20 protein-coding genes are annotated in these 21,148 nt (G+C 32.9%); 8 read left to right on the top strand and 12 right to left on the bottom strand.

Annotation, left to right across the window (positions count from 1 at the left end; translation table 11 throughout):
- Positions 1–783 carry a DUF4292 domain-containing protein gene (locus EYY60_RS04525; protein ID WP_132988205.1) on the top strand — a complete coding sequence of 261 codons (783 nt, stop codon included), beginning with the start codon at positions 1–3 and terminating at the stop codon, positions 781–783.
- 23 nt (positions 784–806) lie between these two features.
- Positions 807–2,060 carry a murein hydrolase activator EnvC family protein gene (locus EYY60_RS04520; protein ID WP_026727270.1) on the top strand — a complete coding sequence of 418 codons (1,254 nt, stop codon included), beginning with the start codon at positions 807–809 and terminating at the stop codon, positions 2,058–2,060.
- A gap of 45 nt (positions 2,061–2,105) precedes the next feature.
- Here EYY60_RS04520 and EYY60_RS04515 read toward each other — a convergent pair whose 3' ends face one another.
- Entirely contained in the window at positions 2,106–2,525 is a 420-nt protein-coding gene (locus tag EYY60_RS04515) for a CBS domain-containing protein (protein WP_132988204.1), read from the bottom strand.
- Positions 2,526–2,750: 225 nt separating this feature from the next.
- On the opposite strand from EYY60_RS04515, the gene rbfA reads away from it, so the two are divergent.
- The 6 genes from rbfA (at position 2,751) to EYY60_RS04485 (ending at position 7,477) form a co-directional block, all read left to right on the top strand.
- The gene (gene rbfA, locus EYY60_RS04510; RefSeq protein WP_132988203.1) at positions 2,751–3,143 is read left to right on the top strand and encodes a 30S ribosome-binding factor RbfA; all 393 of its coding nucleotides are present in this window, start codon (positions 2,751–2,753) and stop codon (positions 3,141–3,143) included.
- A 1-nt stretch (position 3,144) separates the two neighbouring features.
- Complete coding sequence (locus EYY60_RS04505) at positions 3,145–4,344, top strand: ABC transporter permease (RefSeq protein ID WP_132988202.1); 1,200 nt, start codon at positions 3,145–3,147, stop codon at positions 4,342–4,344.
- Positions 4,345–4,514: 170 nt separating this feature from the next.
- Positions 4,515–5,942: an MATE family efflux transporter gene (locus EYY60_RS04500; RefSeq protein ID WP_132988201.1), complete on the top strand. Its 1,428-nt coding sequence runs from the start codon at positions 4,515–4,517 to the stop codon at positions 5,940–5,942.
- Positions 5,943–6,008: 66 nt separating this feature from the next.
- Complete coding sequence (locus EYY60_RS04495; RefSeq protein WP_132988200.1) at positions 6,009–6,611, top strand: N-acetylmuramoyl-L-alanine amidase family protein; 603 nt, start codon at positions 6,009–6,011, stop codon at positions 6,609–6,611.
- 97 nt (positions 6,612–6,708) lie between these two features.
- Positions 6,709–7,251 carry a DUF6934 family protein gene (locus tag EYY60_RS04490; protein ID WP_132988199.1) on the top strand — a complete coding sequence of 181 codons (543 nt, stop codon included), beginning with the start codon at positions 6,709–6,711 and terminating at the stop codon, positions 7,249–7,251.
- Positions 7,252–7,267: 16 nt separating this feature from the next.
- A complete protein-coding gene (locus EYY60_RS04485; RefSeq protein ID WP_132988198.1) occupies positions 7,268–7,477 on the top strand; it encodes a hypothetical protein in 210 nt (69 codons plus the stop codon).
- 75 nt (positions 7,478–7,552) lie between these two features.
- Here EYY60_RS04485 and dusB read toward each other — a convergent pair whose 3' ends face one another.
- The 11 genes from dusB to EYY60_RS04430 form a co-directional block, all read right to left on the bottom strand.
- Positions 7,553–8,545 carry a tRNA dihydrouridine synthase DusB gene (gene dusB / locus EYY60_RS04480; RefSeq protein ID WP_073415046.1) on the bottom strand — a complete coding sequence of 331 codons (993 nt, stop codon included), beginning with the start codon at positions 8,543–8,545 and terminating at the stop codon, positions 7,553–7,555.
- A 150-nt stretch (positions 8,546–8,695) separates the two neighbouring features.
- Positions 8,696–9,985, bottom strand: coding sequence for a phenylacetate--CoA ligase family protein (locus EYY60_RS04475; RefSeq protein ID WP_132988197.1), 1,290 nt, complete (start codon positions 9,983–9,985; stop codon positions 8,696–8,698).
- On the bottom strand, positions 9,982–11,649 hold the full coding sequence (locus EYY60_RS04470) for a C45 family autoproteolytic acyltransferase/hydolase (RefSeq protein ID WP_132988196.1): 1,668 nt from the start codon (positions 11,647–11,649) through the stop codon (positions 9,982–9,984). The genes EYY60_RS04475 and EYY60_RS04470 overlap by 4 nt, the downstream gene beginning before the upstream one ends.
- Before the next feature lie 188 nt (positions 11,650–11,837).
- Entirely contained in the window at positions 11,838–13,352 is a 1,515-nt protein-coding gene (locus EYY60_RS04465) for a phytoene desaturase family protein (RefSeq protein WP_132988195.1), read from the bottom strand.
- Between the two features lies 1 nt (position 13,353).
- Positions 13,354–17,034, bottom strand: coding sequence for a 1-acyl-sn-glycerol-3-phosphate acyltransferase (locus EYY60_RS04460; RefSeq protein WP_132988194.1), 3,681 nt, complete (start codon positions 17,032–17,034; stop codon positions 13,354–13,356).
- Between the two features lie 252 nt (positions 17,035–17,286).
- Positions 17,287–18,465: a DUF2062 domain-containing protein gene (locus EYY60_RS04455; protein ID WP_132988193.1), complete on the bottom strand. Its 1,179-nt coding sequence runs from the start codon at positions 18,463–18,465 to the stop codon at positions 17,287–17,289.
- Positions 18,466–18,484: 19 nt separating this feature from the next.
- Positions 18,485–18,970: a hypothetical protein gene (locus tag EYY60_RS04450; protein ID WP_132988192.1), complete on the bottom strand. Its 486-nt coding sequence runs from the start codon at positions 18,968–18,970 to the stop codon at positions 18,485–18,487.
- A gap of 2 nt (positions 18,971–18,972) precedes the next feature.
- Positions 18,973–19,344, bottom strand: a complete 372-nt coding sequence (locus EYY60_RS04445; RefSeq protein WP_132988191.1) for a 3-hydroxyacyl-ACP dehydratase — start codon at positions 19,342–19,344, stop codon at positions 18,973–18,975.
- 4 nt (positions 19,345–19,348) lie between these two features.
- Positions 19,349–19,960, bottom strand: coding sequence for an outer membrane beta-barrel protein (locus EYY60_RS04440; RefSeq protein WP_132988190.1), 612 nt, complete (start codon positions 19,958–19,960; stop codon positions 19,349–19,351).
- 3 nt (positions 19,961–19,963) lie between these two features.
- Positions 19,964–20,569 (bottom strand): porin family protein, encoded by a 606-nt coding sequence (locus EYY60_RS04435; RefSeq protein ID WP_132988189.1) that lies wholly within the window; start codon positions 20,567–20,569, stop codon positions 19,964–19,966.
- A gap of 20 nt (positions 20,570–20,589) precedes the next feature.
- Complete coding sequence (locus EYY60_RS04430) at positions 20,590–21,111, bottom strand: hypothetical protein (protein ID WP_235832288.1); 522 nt, start codon at positions 21,109–21,111, stop codon at positions 20,590–20,592.
- Positions 21,112–21,148 lie beyond the last annotated feature (37 nt).

The raw sequence follows: 21,148 nt of genomic DNA, 5'->3' as shown, positions 1-21,148 counted from the left end.
ATGAAAAAATATATAGCAGTTGTATTACTGTCGGTTTTTGTGATTTCATGCAAATCAAAAGCTGTAGCAGTACAAAACAATACTACTAAAACAGAAGAAGCGCCAAAAGAAGATAAAAAAGCAATTGAAAAACATTATAACAATAAGTTAGATTTTTCAACTTTAAGTATAAAAGCCAGCGCAAGATATGAAGATGAAAAGCAAAGTCAGAATGTTACTGCCGATATTAAAATCGAAAAAGACAAACAGATTTTGATAAGTGTTCGTTTCCTTGGAATTACAATGGCAAAAGCTTTGATTACGCCAACAACAGTTAGTTATTATGAAAAAGTGAAAGGTTCCTATTATGAAGGTGATTTCACTAGTTTAAGCAAATGGCTGGGAACAGAGTTGGATTACAGCAAAGTTCAGAATTTATTGGTTGGAGAAGCACTTGACGATTTAAGAAAAGGAAAATATACACAGACGATTGTAGAAAATCTATTTCGTTTAGAAGATGAAAAAGAAGACAAAGTAAAAAAGATATTTTACTTAGATTCAGAAAAATATTTGATTCAGAAGGAAGAAATTTCACAATCGGCAGAAAATGTAAATCTGGAAATTATCTATTCAGATAATAAAACATTTAATCAAGGAACGCTTCCAACAAATATTGAAATTAATGCAATACAGCCAAAAGGCAAAACAAACATTAGTTTAAATTATAATAATATTTCATTTAATGAAGAACTTTCTTTCCCATACAGCGTTCCAAGTGGGTATAAAAAAGTTATAATTAAGTAAATTTGCAAAAAGAAAACAGAAACATGCATAAATTTCTCCTAAGCCTAATTTTTATTTGTGCCACTACTTTTACGTGGGCACAGGATTCACAGCAAGAAAAACTTGAACAGCGTAAAGCGCAAATTCAGCAGGAAATTAGAGATAATGAAAAAATGCTTCAGTCTGTAAAGAAACAAGAAAAATCGGCTGTAAATGTTTACATGATTCAGGCGAATAAAATTAAGCTGAAAGAGAAACTTATTAATACGACTGCAAAGCAGGAGCGAATTTTAAGTAATGACATGTACATTAATCAAGTTCAGGTTAATAAGTTGAAAAAAGAATTGACAGTTTTGAAAGCAGATTATGCGAAGATGATTTTAAAATCATACAAAAGCCGTTCTGAGCAAAGCCGAGCGATGTTTATTTTGTCATCTGAAAGCTTTTTGCAAGCTTACAAAAGAGCTCAATATTTAAAGCAGTACACAAATTATAGAAAAAATCAAGGTTTAGAAATTCAATCTAAAACAGCTCAATTAGTTGATTTTAATGCAAAATTGGACGGACAAAGACAGGTTAAGAAAAAAATTATTGCTGAAAATCAAAAAGAAAAACAAAGCTTAGAAGTAGAAAAGAAAGAGCAACAAAAATTAGTTAATTCGCTTAAAAAAGACAAAAACAAAATCATTGCTGATACTAGAAACAAACAAGCAGAAGCAAAACGAATTGACAGACAAATTGATCGCTTGATTCGTGAAGCAATTGCCGAAGCAAATAGAAAAGCAGCTCTTGAAAGAGCAAAAGAAAACCCTGGATCGACATCTTCAACAGCGCCAGTTTCTTCTTCTAAAATTGCTTTGACGCCAGAAGGAAAAATATTAGCTGCTGATTTTAAAGCAAACAGAGGAAAATTACCTTGGCCAGTTGAAAAAGGATTTGTTTCGCTAGGTTACGGCGATCAGCCACACCCGCTGCATCCTTCGATCACGGTTCACAATTCTGGAGTTGAGATTACAACAGAACAAGGAGCAACTGCTCGTGCGGTATTTGAAGGCGAGGTTTCGAGTGTAATTGTTTTATCTCCAATCAACAGAGCTGTTATGATTCAGCATGGAGATTATTTTACGGTTTATCAAAATTTAAGTTCAGTATCAGTTGCAAAAGGTGATAAAGTAAATACGAAGCAAAGTATAGGAAAAGTAAGAACCAGCGGAGATACTGGAAAAACAACTATTAAGTTTTTGATACTTCAAAATACAACAAATATGAATCCGGAAGGATGGTTGCAAAATAGATAAAAAAAAGAGGAGCTCAAAGGCTCCTTTTTTTAATTCGAAATTTTCTTAATCATATTGTTCTAAAAGATATTTAATAACATCAGTAGTTGTGACAATTCCTTTAAGTTCGTCATGGTCAACAACTGGCAATGCATGGAAATCTTCTTTTGCGAAAATTTCAGCCAAATCTTTAATAATCATGTCAGACGGAACTGTTCTGGGCTTTGAAGTCATAATCTGAGAAATATTCAGCATATCAAGAATAGCTTCATCTGCACCTTCTTGTCCTTCAAACAAAGCACCAAAAGTCAATCGGTTGATGTCAGTTCGGCTGATAATACCAATGACTTCTTTTCCTTTAACAATTGGAATATGGCGAATTGTATTTTTCTTTAATTTTTCAACTACAGTTTTTAAATCATCTTTTTCATTTGCAGTCACCACGGTTTTTGTCATGATGTGACTAATTGGTTCTCTCTTTTTCATGATAAATAGGTTGTAATGTTTTATCAAAGGTCACAAAATAACCGTATAAAAAATATGATTTTTATCAGTTTACTGTTTGAAATATAATAAGTTAATTTTTTTCAGAATTAATATCAGACAAGAAAACCCTTTTTAAGAAGAAGAAAAAATGATTCAATTTGAAAATTCAGTTTATATCTTGATTCGAAATTAACTGATTGAATTTAAAAATAGTATTTTTGCAGTATGGAAACAAATAGACAGAAAAAAATAGGCGGTGTCATTCAGAAAGATCTGGTTGATATCTTGCAAGGTGAAGTGCGAAAAAACGGAATTACGAATTTAGTAATTTCAGTATCCAAAGTTAGTGTGACTACAGATTTATCTGTGGCAACCGTGTATTTAAGCATTTTTCCTCAGGAAAAAGCCAAAGAAACTTTAGAAGGAATAAAATCAAATACAACTTTAATCAAGCATGATTTATCACAACGTGTGAGATTGCAGTTACGTCGTGTACCAAACTTGGTATTTTTTATCGATGACTCTTTAGATTATATCGAAAAAATCGACAATGCTTTAGCAGGCAAAGAAAACCCAATTGAAAACCGTGATCTTTTAGACAAAAGAAGAAAATCATAAATTGAATTTCCCCCTTTACATAGCCAAACGTTATATTTTTAGCAAAAGTAAAAACAATGCTATTAATATCATAAACCGTATTGCCAGCTTAGGAATTATTGCTGGCACAATGGCTTTGTTTGTGGTTTTGTCAGTTTTTAGCGGATTAAAGGTTTTTAGTCTTTCATTTACAAATGAAATCGATCCCGATTTAAAAATGACAAGTACTTACGGAAAATCATTTTTGATTACGCCAGATCAAGAAAGCCAAATCAAGAAAATAGATGGTGTTGTTTCATATACCAAAATCATCGAAGAACGTGTTTTGTTTTTGTTCAAAGACAAACAAAAAGTTACTTCATTAAAAGGAGTTGACCGCAATTATCCGGTAGTCAACAATATCAGAAAAAAGCTTTTTACAGGACAGTGGCTTAAACCAGATACATATCAAGTAGTAATTGGTTACGGAATTTCTCGTGATTTTTCTTTAGGGGTTTTGGATTTTGAAAATCCGCTACAGATTTTTGCGCCAAAACCTGGAAAGGGCGCAATTGAAAATCCAGAAGATGCTTTTACAAAAACAGATGTTTTGCCAGTCGGAATTTATTCAATTAGCGAAGATCTAGATTCTAAATACGTTTTTGCCGACTTAGGTTTGGTGCAGGAATTATTGATGTACAAGCCAAATCAAATTTCGGGCGTTGAATTTAATTTAGAAGAAAATGCAAATGAAAGCGCAATACGATCGCAACTTGAAAGCATTTTTAAAAATAAAGTGACGCTTAGAAACAGAGCACAGCTGAATGAGTCTTTGTACAGAATGCTTAACACCGAAAATATCGCTGTTTATTTGATTTTCACTTTAGTAATTATTGTGGCGCTTTTTAATTTGATTGGTGCTTTAATTATGATGATTTTAGAGAAGAAAGGAAATCTGAAAACCCTTTTTAATCTCGGAACAGAAATTAGTCATCTCAGAAAAATATTCTTGCTGCAAGGAACTTTGCTGAGTGTTTTTGGCGGTATAATTGGACTTGTTTTAGGTGTCATTTTAGTTTTGCTGCAACAGAAATATGAATTGATTATGATTACGCCGACATTAGCTTTTCCGGTTGTTTTTACAATAGAAAACATATTAATTGTTTTAGGAACCATTATTTCTCTTGGCTTCCTGGCTTCGTTAATCGCTTGTAGCCGAGTGAGCAAAAAGCTATTGGATTAATTTCTAGCTAAAAAATATTCCCTATATTTATCGTCTCAAAAAATTAACGCATATGATTGTTTCTGCCTAATCCTGATTTATTTTTTAGAATAATTAGGATACTGTACGTTTTTTACTTTTTAGTTCAGGTTTATAGATCTGGACAATTTTATCATTTATCCTAATATATCATGACAGAAACATCTATAAAGGAAAGTTTTATTTCCAAAATTTTCACTACTTTAAAACAAGCCTTAAAAGGCGACGAATCATTTGATTATACTTCTGGAAGTATAAAAAAAGCTGTAATTCTATTAGCCATTCCAATGGTTTTGGAAATGATGATGGAATCGGTTTTTGCTTTAGTCGATTTATATTTCGTTGGACATTTAGAACATAGCAGTTTTGCAATTCAAACGGTTGGTTTAACCGAATCGGTTTTGACTGTTATTTACTCACTCGTAATAGGAATGAGTATGGCCGCGACTGCCGTTGTTGCAAGACGAATTGGTGAAAAAGATCCGGTTGCGGCTGCAAAAGCAGGAATGCAGGCCATTATAATTGCATTTGCTGTCAATAGTCTTTTAAGCATTCTTGGAATTATATATGCAAAAGATATTTTGATTTTAATGGGTTCTTCATTAGAATCAGCGGAACATGGTTTCCGATTTACACAGATTATGATTGGTTCCAGTTTATGCATTATGCTTTTGTTCTTGATAAACGGAATTTTCCGCGGAGCAGGAAATGCAGCCATTGCGATGAAAAGCCTTTGGATTGCTAATATTTGCAACATCATTTTATGTCCAATTTTAATCAACGGTTTTGGACCAGTTCCTGCTTTCGGATTAATAGGTGCAGCTTTAGCAACCACTATCGGAAGAAGTATTGGCGTTTTATATCAAGTGTATCATTTGTTTTCAGGAAAGGGAATTTTAAAAATCAAGATTCCATATTTTGCACCAGATTTTGAGCAAATAAAAGCTTTAGTTAAGATTGCTGCTCCAGGAATTTTACAATTTGTAATTGCATCTTGTAGTTGGATTTTCTTGGCGCAATTAGTCGCAACGACAGGAGGCGATCACGGCTCTGCAGGTTATCAAACAGCACTGAGGATTATGATGTTTTTTATTCTTCCAGCTTGGGGATTGAGTAATGCCGCAGCAACTTTGGTTGGACAGAATTTAGGTGCCAAACAAATTGAACGTGCTGAAAAATCGGTTTACACGACAGCGCGATACAATGTGATTTTCATGGCTTCTATTATGATTATCACTTTAGTTTTTGGACAATATATTATTTCGTTTTTCACGAATGATAATCAGGTAAAAACCATTGCAATCGAAGCTTTACAAATCATGAGCATTGGTTTTATTTTCTACGGAATCGGAATGGTTTTGATCAATACATTCAATGGAGCAGGAGATACCTGGACACCAACAGGAATTAACTTTTTCGGGTTTTGGTTATTCCAAATTCCGCTAGCATTTGTATTGGCGAAACATTTTAATATGGGACCTACAGGAGTTTTTATTGCCATTCCTGTGGCGGAAACAGCAATTACTTTGACGGGAATATTCTTCTATAAAAGAGGAAAGTGGAAACGTGTTCAAGTTTAGTTTTTTATTTTGTACAATATTTCTTAAGCAATATCGTTGTTTACTAGTAACCAAAAACAAATTGATATGAAAACTAAGATTAAATTTGCGACAATTCTGAGCGCATTATTATTTGGGCTTTTTGCTTTTAAATCGCCAGAAACCAAAAAGATAATTGTTATTGATGCGGGTCATGGTGGAGATGACTTTGGCGCATCCTTGAATGGTTTACAGGAAAAAACAATCGTAGAAACAATTGCTAAAAAAATTAAAGATCAGAATAAAAATCAGAATTTAGAAATTGTTTTGCTTCGTGAAGGTGATCATTTTATTGAATTAAGCGAAAGAGTTTCTATCATCAATAATATAAATCCGAACTTAGTAATTTCACTGCACATTAATTCTTCTACAAACATTAATAAGAATGGAGTGGAAGCTTATATTTCTTCCAATAAAACATTTTACAATCAGTCTAAAACAAATGCTGAAGTTCTGGTTGATAAAGTTGCGGGGAATTATTTTTCGAAAAACGAAGTGAAAGAAGCGTCTTTTTATATTTTGAAGAATTCTAATTGTCCTGCATTGACTTTAGAAGTTGGATATTTATCAAATGTAAATGATAGAAATTACATTACCAGTGAAAAAGGGCAAGATGAAATTGCGGCTAAAATACTAGACGCGGTTAAATAAAAAATATTTTTGTAAAAGAAAAGGCCTTCAATTTTGAAGGCCTTTTTATTTGTAAGAAATTTAATCTAATTTTGTTTTTCTAAAATTTAATGTTTTTATGATTAAAATTAATTTAGAAAACACTTTTGAAGCCATATATGTTAGCTCTACTTTCGATCAGTATATTTTTGAATCTCAATTAAAGAACAATAAAATAATTCAACTTAAAGTTAAGTTCACAAACATAGCAGATTCTTTATTACCGAATGTCTATAATTTAGCTTTTGGTCCGTTTGACGCAACTGGAAAAATAGATGATTCAATTAATCTTAAACATAAAGACAGTAATAAAGTTTTCTCGACAATTATTTTGTTTTCGATAACTTTTTTAAAAAATAACCCACATACTTCAATTGGCATTGATGGCTCTGATGATTTACGAGCTAATTTATATCATAGAATGTTTAGATATAATTACAAAGATTTAAAAGATTTTTTAGTGATTATTGGAGTAGATTGGTACGTGAGATTACTTCGAAATGGCACAATTGAATTAGATAATAATGGAGCGGCGTTTTTTAAACCAAAACCAGAATCATTTGATTTTCAAAGAAAAACTAATGATCTTTATAGATACTATATGTTTAATTTAAATCAATAATGTTTAAATTTGCTTTATGAAAGATTCCATTCAAAACAAGATTAATAAAATTCAGGAAATTGCATTAGCTTCTGCTTCTGTAAAAAGCATTGCTGATGACAAAGATGTTACAGAATCAAATTATAGTGACAATTTGACTAAATCAATTCGAAATGAAAAAGAAGCGGAATTGTTTTTCTCGGAATTAAAATTAGCCATTGATCTAGCTAAAAAAAATTCTACATAGAATATTTAGAATAACTTTATGCAAAAATATAATAAAAAGAAAGGCCTTCAATTTTGAAGGCCTTTTTTATGCTTTTTAAACAAATTCATATCCTGCGTAAACCTGTTCGATTTCTTTCATAATTGCGAATAAATCTTCAGGCGCATCAGTGGTAACTAATTTTTGTTTGAATTCTTTAAACGAATGAATTCCTTTGAAATAGTTTGTATAATGACGGCGCATTTCTACAATTCCCAAACGTTCACCTTTCCATTCCATTGACCATTTTAAATGATTTCTCGCAGCTTCAACGCGATCAATAACAGTTGGAGCAGGCAAGTGTTCACCCGTTTTGAAATAATGTTTGATTTCGTTAAAAATCCAAGGATAACCAATCGCGGCGCGGCCAATCATAATTCCGTCAATTCCGTATTCATTTTTATAATGTAATGCTTTTTCTGGACTGTCGATATCGCCATTTCCAAAAATTGGCATTGTAATTCTAGGGTTGTTTTTTACACGCGCAATATGCGACCAATCAGAATGGCCTTTGTACATTTGGGCACGAGTTCTAGCGTGAATTGTTAAAGCTTGAACACCAATATCTTGAAGCCTTTCAGCAACTTCATCAATGTTGATTGAATTTTCATCCCAGCCTAAACGCGTTTTTACCGTAACAGGCAAATCAGTTCCTTTGATAACCGCTTTAGTTAAACGAACCATCAAATCAACATCTTTCAAAACTCCTGCACCGGCCCCACGGCAAACTACTTTTTTTACCGGACATCCAAAATTGATATCCACTAAATCTGGTTTTACAGTTGAAACAATTTTAGACGACATTTCCATTGCTTCTTCATCTCCACCAAAAATCTGAATTCCAACCGGACGTTCGTAATCAAAAATATCCAGCTTCATTCGACTTTTTATAGCATCACGAATCAATCCTTCTGACGAAATAAATTCAGAGTACATCATGTCAGCGCCGTGCGTTTTGCATAATCTGCGAAACGGCGGATCGCTCACATCTTCCATCGGAGCAAGCAGTAAAGGAAATTCGGGTAATTCTATGTTGCCAATCTTGACCATCTTCATAATTTTTTGCAAAATTACAACATTTAGTTCAATTTGTACCAAATTGAGGTTCAAAGGTTCAGAGCAACAAAGGTTCAAAGGCTTTTTATCAGGCAATTACAGAAACCTTTGTCCCTTTCAACCTTTACCTCTTTGTACCTAATACTAAGATCTATAATCAAAAAATCGAATTGGTTTTCTACTCATTGGATTAAAAACTAACGGGTTTAAAGTTTCTTTTGAGGCAAATTCTATTTTTGGAGTTACTCTTAATTTGGCTCTGAAATGATCTTTTATTTCCTGTAGAAATTCGGGAGTTTGATTTTTTACTGCGATTTTTATGAGGATTTCATCGGTGCCTAAGTCGTTGGTTGAAATTTCGATTAAATGATTTTCGATATTGTCAAAACTGCTTAAAACGTCATTCATTGCTGGCGGATAAAGCGTTGTTCCTTTATATTTTATCATTTGTTTTTTACGGCCAACAACTGGACCAACACGCAAAGTGTTTCTGCCGCATTCACAAGGTTCGTTATGAAACTGCACAATATCCCCAGTTTTAAAACGAAGCAAAGGCATCGCCTCAATTCCTAAAGTCGTAAAAGTAAGTTCGCCGGTTTCACCATTTTTTACAGGCATATTATCTTCATCTAAAACTTCAACAATAATTAATTCTGGATGATGATGTCCTCCTTTTCCGTATTCACATTCTGTAAAAGCGGTGCTCATTTCTGTCGAAGCATAAGTCGAAAACAACTTGATGTTCCATTTATCTGTAATTTTTTTCGATAAAATATTCATGGAAAAATCCTGTTCTCTTAAAGATTCTCCAATGCAGATTGCCCCTTTTATGCTCGAATTATTATAATCGATTCCGTGAATTTCGGCGTATTCAATTAATTTTAAAAGGAAAGAAGGAACAGTAATTAAGTAACTCGGATTGTATTTTAAAATCGAATCCCACTGCATTTCTGGAATTCCGGCACCAACACGAATTACACCGACTTTTAATTTTCGTAAACCAAGAAAATAAGCCAAACCAGCCATAAATTTTCTGTCGATTGTGGTCATCAATTGTACCACATCGCCTTCTGCAATTCCGGCGCAGGCAAACGAAATAGCTTCGTTATAAGCCAATCTATCCAAATCAGAATCGGTTAAACCAAAAGTTACCGGATCGCCCAAAGTTCCTGAGGTCGAAGCGTAATCGATAATTTTATGTTGTGGTACACACAAAAAATCATCGTTGTATTGCTGTAAATCTTCTTTTGTTGTAACGGGCAGAAATTGTAAATCTTCTAAAGTTTTTACTTTTGAAATATCAATATTTTGTCCAGCAAAAAGTCTTTTATAAAAAGGAGAATTTTTGCTGATGTAAGCTAAAAGTTCAACTAATTTTTGTTCCTGAAAAACTTTAATTTCGTCTAAAGAATTTTTTTCTATTGCTGGAATCATTGTAATTTTCTTTTGAGTTTTTTTAAATATTTTTCAATTTTTGCTTTATCAGGAGCAGTAGTAATTTCTTTCGTTAATGCTTTTTCAAAATTTATTTGAGCAGCTCGGAATTGTTTTTTTTGATAAAAGTACAACCCTGCTTTGTAATATACAACCCAATAATCTGGGTTTAACGATTGATATTGCTGAATAAATTCGGGCGAAATTGTTTCGTGGTTTTTCAGATACAAATCCATTTGATGATTTTCGGCTTTAAACTTTTTAAAGTTCTGGAAAGCTTCGGTTTTTATAAAAGGATCTTTAGCAATATTTAGATTTTCCTGCTCATATGAAATTGTTGTATTTGTCTTTTTCCCGTTAAAAATTGAATCCAGATTATAGCAGACAAATTCACCCAATTGAAATGGATTTGCCGAAACCCAAACCAATTTTTCTTTCGGTTTAAAAATAATTCCGTGATGTGCCAATAATTGATTTAGTGCTTTTTCGTTGCCAAAACCAAGAGGAATATCATTCAAGCCATTTTTGTTTCTAAGAATTTCAGAAGCAATTTCCGGATTTATTTTTTTATTTTCGGAAAGAAGTTCCTGCATTCTTTCAAAGCGATATTCAGAATGACTTTCGACGATTTGTGCCTGATTTCGTTTTTCAGTTTTAAAAGTAGTGCTCTGAAAATGATTGGAACAAATTAATTGATTGTTGTTTGGAACTTCATAAACGTCCATTTTCTTTGGAGAAACTTCAATCAAAACGGCTTTGTTGTCTTGAGCGCTTCCCACCATAATAGATTCAGAAACGAATACTTTTCTTTTTTTTGCGATTGCAATTGCTTCCTCAATAGTTGAAGCATGTTGTAAAATTTCCCGCGTCAAAATAGAAATTGGCGTTTTTGCGGTCAACGGAATTTCAGATTTTGCGGCATTAATCGTAATCGTCAATCCTTGCTGATTCATTCCAGAAACTGCGCCAATCATTCCAGGCCAAGAAACCATCATAAAATTATGGCCTTGTTCAGGTTTTATAAACGCAATGATTTTATTTTCCGCGAAAGCGTCATTGACATAAAAATCAAAATTGCGTCCGAGAATCAAATTTCCATCTTCTGATTTTTCGCCCCAAGCTGCAAATGACGAACAACCAACTAAAGCCAAATCTTGCAAAGCGTGCCCAATATCGTGTGCAGCATGTAAGTATAAACCACGCTGATATTGTGGCGCAATGTTGTCAAACTCGTGCGAGGTATATTGTGAGACACCAAAAATTTCTGTCTGATATTCTGTGGGAACATTTTCGTATAATTTCCGATTGTACCATTTTAAGAAATGGCGCAGCATTTTTTGTTCAAATTTTGACGGAATTAAATCTTTTATTTTTGCGAAAAATATTTGTTGTTGCCTTTGCAAAAGTGAATCAGATAAAGCACCGGTGTTAAGACCAATCTCTAAAGGATCGCCTTCGACATAAAGTTCCCAAAGTCCTTGTTTGTTTTTTAAAAGCGAATTATTTCCAGCAATAAAAACGCTGTCAGAAAGTTTTGTGACAATAGGTTTTGTAGCATTAAAATTAGAAATATCCGGCTGATGATTTTTTGATTTTGACGTACCGCAAGAAACCAAAATTCCTAAAAAACCGATAAAGAAAAGATATGTAATTCGGTTTTTCATAATTTAATTAATTGCTCTCAAAAATAATTAAAAAGTAGGCAATTTACTATGTACTTGTTGCCGTTTCTTAAAAGTTTTTAACCGCAAATTGCGCAGATTTTTGGTTAAATTAAGTATTTCAATCTGTTGCTGAAGCCTTGTGATTAAACCTGCTAACCAAACCAATTGACTTCAATTCCATAATTCATTTATTTAGCTTGATTAATTTTAGTAATCAAATATTCCTTCCCAACAATTTCAGAACAGGTTACAACCGCGCCAATAGTTACGCCTAAAACGCCGTGCATATTGATGCTTTGGCCAGTCAGGTATAAATTTTCGATTTTGGTTTTTGACGGAATCAAAGTTTTCATCGGATTGTTAGAATCTTTGACATAACCGTACATATTTCCGTTATCACCGCCAATATAATCGCGATATGAAAGTGGGCTTGAAGTATGTATCGATTTGATGCAATCTCTAATTCCGGGAAATTTGATTTCGATTTCATCCAAAAATTTAGCTGTTTTTCTAGTTTTGAATTCTTCATAACTTTCGCCTCGATCATTTTTTTCGACAGTAGTATTAAATGTTTCTGCCCAAGGCAAAACATCGTCAAATTTCATGTAGGTTATAAAAGTCATTCCATCGGCCCAGATTTCGTCTTCTTTTGAAGCGTTCATGGAAGCCATATACATTTTTGGCCAAGAATTTTCGTCATATTCATGTGCCGTCCAAACGTCGTCGCTGTTTTTGAAATGATAATAATTATGGTTGATATATTTGAACGATTCAGGTTTAAAAACAAGATACAGACTGAAAGCCGAAAGTACGCCTTCAAGATTTTGGATTCGGTTAAAAAATGGTTTTCTGAAGTTTTCTTCTCCCGCCATTTTCAAAGTTGTTTTGGGCTCAATATTCGAAATAAAATATGCCCCAGAAACGTGAGTTCCATCTTTCATTTCAACCGAATTCACTTTGTGATTTTCGACTTCAATTCGTGTAACTTCTTTATGCTTGTAAAATTCGCCTCCGTATTTTTTGAGCTGTTTCAAAAGCTGTTTTGTAATTTGGCTTCCGCCATTGATACAACGCCATGAACTTTGAATATATGAATTTACAATTAACGCATGAACATAAAAAGGCGATTTATCAGGAATGCCCGCGTACAGAAAATTCGAACCCGCCAGAACTGCTTTTAGTTTTTCATTTTTGGTAAACGAATCGATTGTTTCTTTTGCATTGAGCGTCAAAATTTCAGAATCATATTTTCCTTCCCATTCTAAATTATAAAGCGGAAAAGAGTTGCAAATGGTTTGTAAATTTTGACAGTATTTTTCAATATTTGATTCTTCTTCGGGGAAATATTTTGCTAATTGTTGAACAAAATTTTCATACCCTTGCGCATGCGGATATTCGGTATTGTCATTTTCGAAAGAAATAATATCGAAAGCATTTTTATCTAATTGCTTCAGATTTAACTTATCGATAATTCCTAAATATTTGAAATATTGATGCAGATTTTGGCCTTCGCCTAAACCCCCGATGTAATGAATTCCAGTATCAAAAATAGTTTTGTCCCGAACAAAAGTCTGAAGATTTCCGCCGTATTGATTGTTTTTTTCGAGCACACAAACGCTGTAGCCTTCTTTAGCCAGAATAATAGACGAAACCAATCCGCCTAAACCACTGCCGATAATTACTACATCGTAATGTTCCTTCATGTTAGTTTTTCTTAAAAATAATCAGGCCGTTTTCTTCAATAACACAATGAAAACCAAGGTTGATGATTGTATCTTTTAAACTAGGGCAATCAATTAAAATTATACAAGATGTTGCAGAAATAACATTCTGAATTTCATTTTCATGATTTTCATCTGAAATTAAAACGGCATCATATTGATTTTCTGATATTGTTTCTAAATTTTCGAGATAGGTTATTTTTCGTTTTCCAACAACATAATTGGTTTTGGCTACGTCGCGTTTTTCTTCATCAGAAATATAAGTATGAATTTTTCGTTGTGGTTCTTGCAAAGCTAATAAAACATCTAATTGTCCGTAGTTGTCAGCTAGATGCAATAATTTGGCTTTCGCCGAAAATTGTTTTCCAAGAACAAAATAGGTTTCTAGATGCTTTTTGATATCTTTTTTTACACTGTCCACCACTTCAATTTCTTTATAATCAAAACTGTGGAGCAACATCGATTTAAAATAATCGGCACCTTCTAATTCCTGACGAATAGTACGATATTCTGCTTTGAAGAAAGTACTTATTTGTTTTGTTCTTTCGGCGTAATTTTTTCCAAAGGATGCGTTTTCAGGCGAAATTCTTTCCAGAATCGTAATTGTTAATTTTCCGTTGTGAATGACGAAATCACCTTTCGGAATTAATTCAGAAGCGCCGTGAATCACAATAGGAATGATGTCGAGATTAAATTCTTCGGCAAGGAAAAAAGCACCTTTATGGAAACGTTTAATAATATTATTTTCTGAACGAGTTCCTTCCGGAAAAACCATTAAAGAATATCCTTCGTTTACTTTTTTTCGCAAATGTTCAACGCCACCTTCCAAACCTTCCGAAACGGGATAAAAACCAGCTTTTCTCACAACACCGCCAAAAATTGGAGAGTTGTAAACCCAATCGCTTACCAGAAATATAATTTTTGGACTTAACATTCCCATTGACAAAATGTCTAAAAATGAAGAATGATTGGCAATAATTACTGCAGGTTTTTCGAAAGTTTCATTGAAATTATTAACGACTTTTTTGCGTATAAACGGATTTGAATACAATACCGATTTCATGAATTTTGAAACGATATATCTAAATCCCTTCATTTTCGTTTTTGCGCTCAATGGCAAAATTGGCATTAGTGTAAAACTGAAAATCGACATGATAATGCCACCCAAACCATAATAAGCAAATGAAATAATTCCATGAATAAAAGTGCGCAAATGAAACGGCGGATTTCCTTTTTTTGATCGGTTTGAGATGAAAAGTTTAAAGAGAATCGGGTAGAAGATAAACGTGATAATTAATGCCGCAAAAACTCCAATCAAAGAAACCGATGAAATCGAAGTCAGCGCTGGATGTTGGGCAAAAATCATGGCGCCAATTCCTAAAATTGTCGTGATTACAGCCAGAATAATTGAAGTTCTATAAATCGCAATTTCGTTTCTTCCACTTGTATATTCTTTTTGTAAAGCACTTGTCATAAAAATACTGAAATCGACACCGTGACCAAAAATCAAAGTGCAGACAATCATGCTGAAAATATTCATTTGAATGCCAAAAATCCCCATAATTCCAGCTGTTACAATTCCGGTTAGCGCAATTGGAATACAGCTTACAATTACTAGTTCGATTCTTCGAAAAAAGAAAAACAGAATTAAAATTACGGCTACAAACGAATAATTGACAAGCGAATTAAAATCGGTTTTCAAGGTGCTGAAAAACGTTTCGTTCATTTGCTGGCGATCGATTGCAATTATGTTTTCTTTGGCAGAAGTTGCTTTTACAAATTGATCACGTTGTTTTGGAGTAACTTTTACCAAAGTCGAAATCGTGTAAAAACCATTTTTTTCGGTTACAAATTCTTTTAATTGAAGCGCCTGAATTTTTAAAAAATCGTTTGCCGAAATGGGTTTGAAATCAAAATTCAAATGATCAAAAAATTCCGAATAAGTAGTCGGCTTGAAACCAAGTTTTGAGCCTTCGAAAATTAATTGCGATCGCAAAAGTTCTTTTTTATTGGCATCCCAAAATGAATTCCATTTTTCGATTTTCTCAAACTGTTCCTTCTGCGAAAGCATAATTCCTCCAACAGAACTGAAATTCAGAATTTTGTTTTGTTTTTTTTCTTTGGATAAATCAGAAAAAAGCTTGCTGTTGGTTTGCAAAACTTCATCCATGCTTTTTCCGTATGAAGCAACATAAATGGTTTTTGAAGTCAAACTTGTACTTTCTTCCAACTGTTTTTCGGCTGCTTTGATTTCCTTTGGAACAAAATTCAGTTGTGATAAATCGTTATTAAAACCAACATCATTATAAGTGAAACAGCAAATAATCGTAATGATGACGCAAAAACCAATCAAGAATTTATTGTTGTGAAATGAAAAATGCGCCATTTTATCAATGACATTTTTCTTGTGTTCAGCTGGGTTTTCTGTTGGTTTGTATAAATGCGGTACAATCAAAAGCGAGAAAACTCCGGTTGCCATTACAATTACGGCAGCGAAAATTCCGAGATCATTTAACGCATCCGATTTTACAAAAAGCAGACATAAAAAAGCTACAGCGGTTGTTGAACTGCTCATAATTACGGGCATCGTAATGTCTTTGTACAATGTTTTGATGTCGCTGTTGTGCTTGTAATGTGTGAGGATATGAATCGAATAATCGATCGTGATCCCGAGTAAAATAGATCCAATTCCGAGTGAAATTGCTGAAATTTGTTCTTTTACAAAATATAAAAACGCAACAGCAAATAAAGCTCCGAAAACTGTTGGAAGAAAAATAATTAACGGAATCAATATTTTTCTGTAGAATAAAATTAAAATCAACATCAGCGTAAACATGGCAATTGATGTTGTCAGAATAATATCGCTTTTGATTTGATTGGCATTTGCAACTGCAATTAAAGCCGAACCAAAATAACTGATAGAAGTTTTTCCGTTAAACTTCTGATTTAGATTTTCTTGAATCGATTTTAGTTTTGCCGCAAAAAGCGTGTTTTTTTCGGTTTCGCTTGATGGAAGGTTTGAGGTTATAAAAAGCAAAAGTTTCTTTTTGTCTTTCGTCATCACAAAACCATTGTCAAGCGTAAAATCGTCGCCAACATTTAATTGTTGTAATTTTTTTAAAGCGATAAAAGAAATTCCAAGCGGATCTTGAAGAATAAAATCTTTTGTAATAAATCCCGAAGGCGAAATAATCGATTTGTAATTTCCTTGAACGGTTGCAGCAATACTGTCTTTTTGCAGTTTTGCTTGAATCGTTTCATAATCTTTATTCTCAAGAAAAAGGGGTAGGTTATTGTAAACAAAATCAATAGTTTCCTGAATGTTTTCTTCATCAATTTTTCCTTGAATCCCGGTTACATAAGGTTTGCACGAAGTTGAAACGCTATCAGAAAAAGCAGTTGCCATTTCTTTTAAATCTTCTGCAGAACCGTTTTTTTCCAATTTGAAAATGACAGTTATTTTATCGGCGAAATTTAACTGTTTTAAGACTTTCGCTGTAACATCGGCCTTGTCATTTGTTGGGATCAATTTGGTAATATCTTCTTCAAATTTGATTTGAGAAGCAAAAAATCCAAACACCAAAAGCATCAAAACGGCCAATGCAACCGACAGCGATTTTCTTCGGTTAACAAATAAATGTATGGCGTAAAAGTATTGATGCATGATTATTTTTTATTTTTTTGCCACAGATTAAGCTGATTTACACAGATTTTTTTTTCGCCACGAATTTCACTAATTTTCACTAATTAAAAACGGAAAAACAATTTAAATTAATGTTTTTTCTTCCACTATTTTAATGATAGTCAATGATAAAGCAATTTCAGAATTTAAATAAATTAATTCGTGAAAATTAGTGAAATTCGTGGCAAACAAAGAGAAAAAATCCATTTAATCCTTTTAATCTGTGGCGAAAAATTATTCGATTTGTTTCTTGCTAAAAGTCGTTAAAAGCAAATAACTTATAAGACCAATTGATAGCGCTGAAACGGTTGCTAAAATAAGACTTCCTACAATATATTGCGTAGCATTTTTTTGAATATCGTCGAGCGTGATCGAACTGTCTAAAACTAAAGGCGCATCACTCGACACAAAAATGCTTCCAACCTGAAGTGAAGCGTAAATTATAAAAGGAATAAATGGAGGGAAACTCACATTTGAAGTCAAATAAGCAATGACTTTGTTAAGCCTGAAAATAGCAGCAAAAGTAAAAAGCAAAATGGTCTGAAAACCCCAAAAAGGCGAAAATCCAATAAAAATACCAAGCGCAATTGCGGCTGATTTTTTGAAATTAGAATCACTGCTTTCTAAAATATCTTCTAGAAAGAACTTTTTAAAACCTTTTTTTTTTGCTCTTCTAAAAAAATCTCTTGGCTTGATGTAAAGCAAGGCATTCGTAACCAAAACCGTATTTAAAATACTGATTCGGGTAAAATCTCTGAAAGGGCGAAAATGTGAAACACGTTCTGCGGGATCATACAAAACCTGAATCGGAATGTTTTTGACCACAATTCCTTTCCATGCTGAACGAACAATTACTTCAATTTCAAACTCAAATTTATTGGTATAAAATTTTGTCGGAATCAGTTTTAACGGATACAATCTAAAACCAGATTGTGTGTCGTCGAGCTTGATCCCGGTTTCGAATTTGAACCAAAAGTTTGAAAATTTATTCCCGAAACTGCTTTTCTTTGGAACATTTTCCTGAGTCATATTTCGGCTTCCAATCAAAAGAGAATTTGGCTCTTCTTGAATGGCGGAGATAAAATTCGGAATATCTGATGCGAAATGCTGTCCATCAGAATCAATCGTGATCGCATATTCAAATTGCATTTCGATTGCTTTTCTGAAACCATTTCGAAGTGCACGGCCTTTTCCTAAATTCGTTGGATGATGAATTTGTGTAAGCTGCGAAAAGTGTTTTAGAATTTCTGGAGTTTCATCTGTAGAGCCATCGTTGACGATAATCACATTTGACGTAAATTCTAAAACAGAATCCAAAACTTTTTTTAATGTTTTCTGATTATTGTACGTTGGGACAATAACACAAAAAGAAGTGGAATTAAGGAGATCGTGCTGTGATAAAATAGGTTTCATTTGTAAATTTTGCTTTCGTTTACTTTACAAATTGCTTCTCTTTCTCAGAGAAGCTTTTTGATTGTAAAACAAAGTCTTTTAGATATTCTTTTAAAGCGCCGTTTTGATCGGCATAATGCTCTGTAAGATATTTTTTATCTTCTTTTATATTCTTTTTATAACCTGTAATTCCAGGAACATTTTCCTGAATGCTCAAACGAATCATTCTCATTTCAATGTTATCAGGGTCGCTTTTTATAGTCGATTCTAATAAATTTGCGCCTTCTTTAAAACGGTCGATTTTCTCTTTTAATTTTTTCTTGAAATTGGCGTCCAATAAAATAGAAGCCGCTTTGTAAGCTACTAAAATTTTTTCGTCGTTATTGGAAATTCCAGCCAATTTTTCTGAAAACTCTTTCGCATTGCTTTCCGATTTTGTAACCTTGGTATACATTTTTCTGATGGAAGTCAGATCTGGATTTCCAACAAAACTTACCCATAAAAGCAATGTTAATAGCAGTTTCATAATTATATTTTTTTATAGACATTGCTAAGTTTTAGAGCAACAGTCTCGTTAAAATAAGTCGTGTTTTTTACTTTTACCAAATCGTCTTCGGTTGTTGTAATGTCAAGTTCTATGCGTAATTCGGGATTAACTTCCGGATTGATAAGCGCCATAAATTTTACATTCGCCAAAGTCTGAATCATCAAAGTTTTCTGCGTAATTTTCTCTGTCAGTTCTTTAATAATCTGAATCATGCAAACACCTGGCATAATTGGATTTCCCGGAAAATGACCTTTAAAAACCTCATGTTTTTCATTGACCAGAATCGTAATAGTATATTTTGTGTCTCCCGTTTTTTCTTCCGAAAGAACTTTGTAAAAATCTTTTAAAACCATTTTTTTATTTTTTTCCGCCAAATGCATAAGAAATTCCTAATTGAATATTGACATTCGTATTGTAGCTTCCAAATAAATAGTAATCATTTTTGTCATTATAATAAGAACTATCAAATACATCAAGTACGCCTTTTTTTAGCCGCGCTTCAAATGTAAGTCCCGAAGGCAATCGGTAAGCGATACCAGAAATAAGCGATAAATCGTTATACATTTCTACTTTATCTAAATTATCATTTACAAGAACATCAACTGCTGGTCCAAATTGTATTTGAATTCCAGGTCCAAATGTAAATTTGTTCAAAAGCGTAAAAGACAAATAACCCAATTGCAAATCACGAAATTTTACGGTTTTGGGTTCTGCATTATCAAAATAATATCCCACATTATCAGATCCTTGCCTGCTATACGTTATTTCGGGCTGAAGAGCATATTTTTTTGTAATATTTATTTCTCCAAAGGCACCAACGTAAAAATCAGTTTTATAAGTCGATTTTGTTTCGGAAATAGTCGAAAGAGATAAACCGCCTCTCAAACCTGGATTAAAACTTACTTGAGCATGAGCCAGTTGCAGTACAATAAAGAACAATATTGTTACTGCTATATTTTTAAAGCCCAATATTTATTTTACTTTAAAAGTATAACTGATTCCAAACTGCAATACCTGATTTAAAATAACTTGATCGTAATAATAGTCGTCATAATCAATACCATCATAACCATAAATATCAATTAATCCCTGTTTAAATCTTGCCTCAAAAGTTAGTCCGTTTGGCAAAGTATAGCCAATACCTCCAACAAAAGAGAAATCTGTACCAATAGGATCATAGCCATATCGACCAAAATTGTCACTTGTTTTCAAATCAAGAGATGGTCCAGCTAAAATATGAAAACCTTGACCACCAAAGTTAAACTTTGCAACTGCGCCAAGCGTTACATAATTTAATTCATATTTTGTATCCTGTAAAGTATTTGATCCATTATAATATTCTCGTGCTTCGGCACCTTGTCGCGAATACGTTATTTCAGGCTGAAGTGTGAAAAATTTATTGAATTTTATGGCAACTAATCCTCCAATATAATAATCAGCTTTCATGCTGTTGTTATCAATATTGGTTAAACTAGTAAGGTTTAAACCGCCTCGAATTCCTGGACTAACAGATACTTGTGCTTGCACAGAAATAAGTCCAATAAATAAAACAAATGCAATTAAGGTTAGTTTTTTCATAGTTGGTTTGGTTTGTATTTTTATTCTGATTTAAAATAATTCAGTTCAATTTTCAACTTGATATTTTGATGTAAAATGACGACTTTTTTAGCAAATTTATCGTTTTCTAAAGTAAAAGTAATTGTTATTTTTTCTTTTGACTTCGAAGAACGCACTACTTTTTCTAATTTTTTGTCTTTTTTTGAGAAGAAAAGATAGTTGTCTCGATTTCCATCTGCCGATTTATAAATCTCAAAATCTTCATTTTCGAATTGTTCCTGAATCAAATATTCCTTTTTTAGAAGAAGTCTAAAATCTTCTTCCAAAGTATTAATTAGGATTTTTCTATCTAATTCTGACACAATCGAATTTACTTTAAAAGTCTTTTCAGAAATTTCAAAATCCAGTAATTTGTTCCCAAATTCAGTTGTAAAAACTACGCGATGTGTGGTGTCATTTACTTTTTTGGCAATAAAAATTCCAGACAATTCATGACCATAAACTGTGATATTTGTTTTATAAACATAATCAGCATTTGGGTCAGAGAAATAAGGAACTTCCATCTTCGTTTTATCTAATTTTTTAGGCGTATAATTTTTT

The sequence above is a fragment of the Flavobacterium zhairuonense genome, from assembly GCF_004352915.1.
GTDB classification, from domain to species: Bacteria; Bacteroidota; Bacteroidia; order Flavobacteriales; family Flavobacteriaceae; genus Flavobacterium; species Flavobacterium zhairuonense.
The sequence above is the reverse complement of the archived record's forward strand: the minus strand, read 5'-3'. Positions and strand labels throughout refer to the sequence as shown.

Excerpts from the sequence above, each read along its gene's own strand:
- EYY60_RS04525 (WP_132988205.1), top strand. The coding sequence starts at position 1 with ATGAAAAAATATATAGCAGTTGTATTACTGTCGGTTTTTGTGATTTCA.
- EYY60_RS04520 (WP_026727270.1), top strand. The coding sequence starts at position 807 with ATGCATAAATTTCTCCTAAGCCTAATTTTTATTTGTGCCACTACTTTT.
- EYY60_RS04515 (WP_132988204.1), bottom strand. The coding sequence starts at position 2,525 with ATGAAAAAGAGAGAACCAATTAGTCACATCATGACAAAAACCGTGGTG.
- rbfA (WP_132988203.1), top strand. The coding sequence starts at position 2,751 with ATGGAAACAAATAGACAGAAAAAAATAGGCGGTGTCATTCAGAAAGAT.
- EYY60_RS04500 (WP_132988201.1), top strand. The coding sequence starts at position 4,515 with ATGACAGAAACATCTATAAAGGAAAGTTTTATTTCCAAAATTTTCACT.
- EYY60_RS04495 (WP_132988200.1), top strand. The coding sequence starts at position 6,009 with ATGAAAACTAAGATTAAATTTGCGACAATTCTGAGCGCATTATTATTT.
- EYY60_RS04490 (WP_132988199.1), top strand. The coding sequence starts at position 6,709 with ATGATTAAAATTAATTTAGAAAACACTTTTGAAGCCATATATGTTAGC.
- EYY60_RS04485 (WP_132988198.1), top strand. The coding sequence starts at position 7,268 with ATGAAAGATTCCATTCAAAACAAGATTAATAAAATTCAGGAAATTGCA.
- dusB (WP_073415046.1), bottom strand. The coding sequence starts at position 8,545 with ATGGTCAAGATTGGCAACATAGAATTACCCGAATTTCCTTTACTGCTT.
- EYY60_RS04475 (WP_132988197.1), bottom strand. The coding sequence starts at position 9,985 with ATGATTCCAGCAATAGAAAAAAATTCTTTAGACGAAATTAAAGTTTTT.
- EYY60_RS04470 (WP_132988196.1), bottom strand. The coding sequence starts at position 11,649 with ATGAAAAACCGAATTACATATCTTTTCTTTATCGGTTTTTTAGGAATT.
- EYY60_RS04465 (WP_132988195.1), bottom strand. The coding sequence starts at position 13,352 with ATGAAGGAACATTACGATGTAGTAATTATCGGCAGTGGTTTAGGCGGA.
- EYY60_RS04460 (WP_132988194.1), bottom strand. The coding sequence starts at position 17,034 with ATGCATCAATACTTTTACGCCATACATTTATTTGTTAACCGAAGAAAA.
- EYY60_RS04455 (WP_132988193.1), bottom strand. The coding sequence starts at position 18,465 with ATGAAACCTATTTTATCACAGCACGATCTCCTTAATTCCACTTCTTTT.
- EYY60_RS04450 (WP_132988192.1), bottom strand. The coding sequence starts at position 18,970 with ATGAAACTGCTATTAACATTGCTTTTATGGGTAAGTTTTGTTGGAAAT.
- EYY60_RS04445 (WP_132988191.1), bottom strand. The coding sequence starts at position 19,344 with ATGGTTTTAAAAGATTTTTACAAAGTTCTTTCGGAAGAAAAAACGGGA.
- EYY60_RS04435 (WP_132988189.1), bottom strand. The coding sequence starts at position 20,569 with ATGAAAAAACTAACCTTAATTGCATTTGTTTTATTTATTGGACTTATT.
- EYY60_RS04430 (WP_235832288.1), bottom strand. The coding sequence starts at position 21,111 with ATGGAAGTTCCTTATTTCTCTGACCCAAATGCTGATTATGTTTATAAA.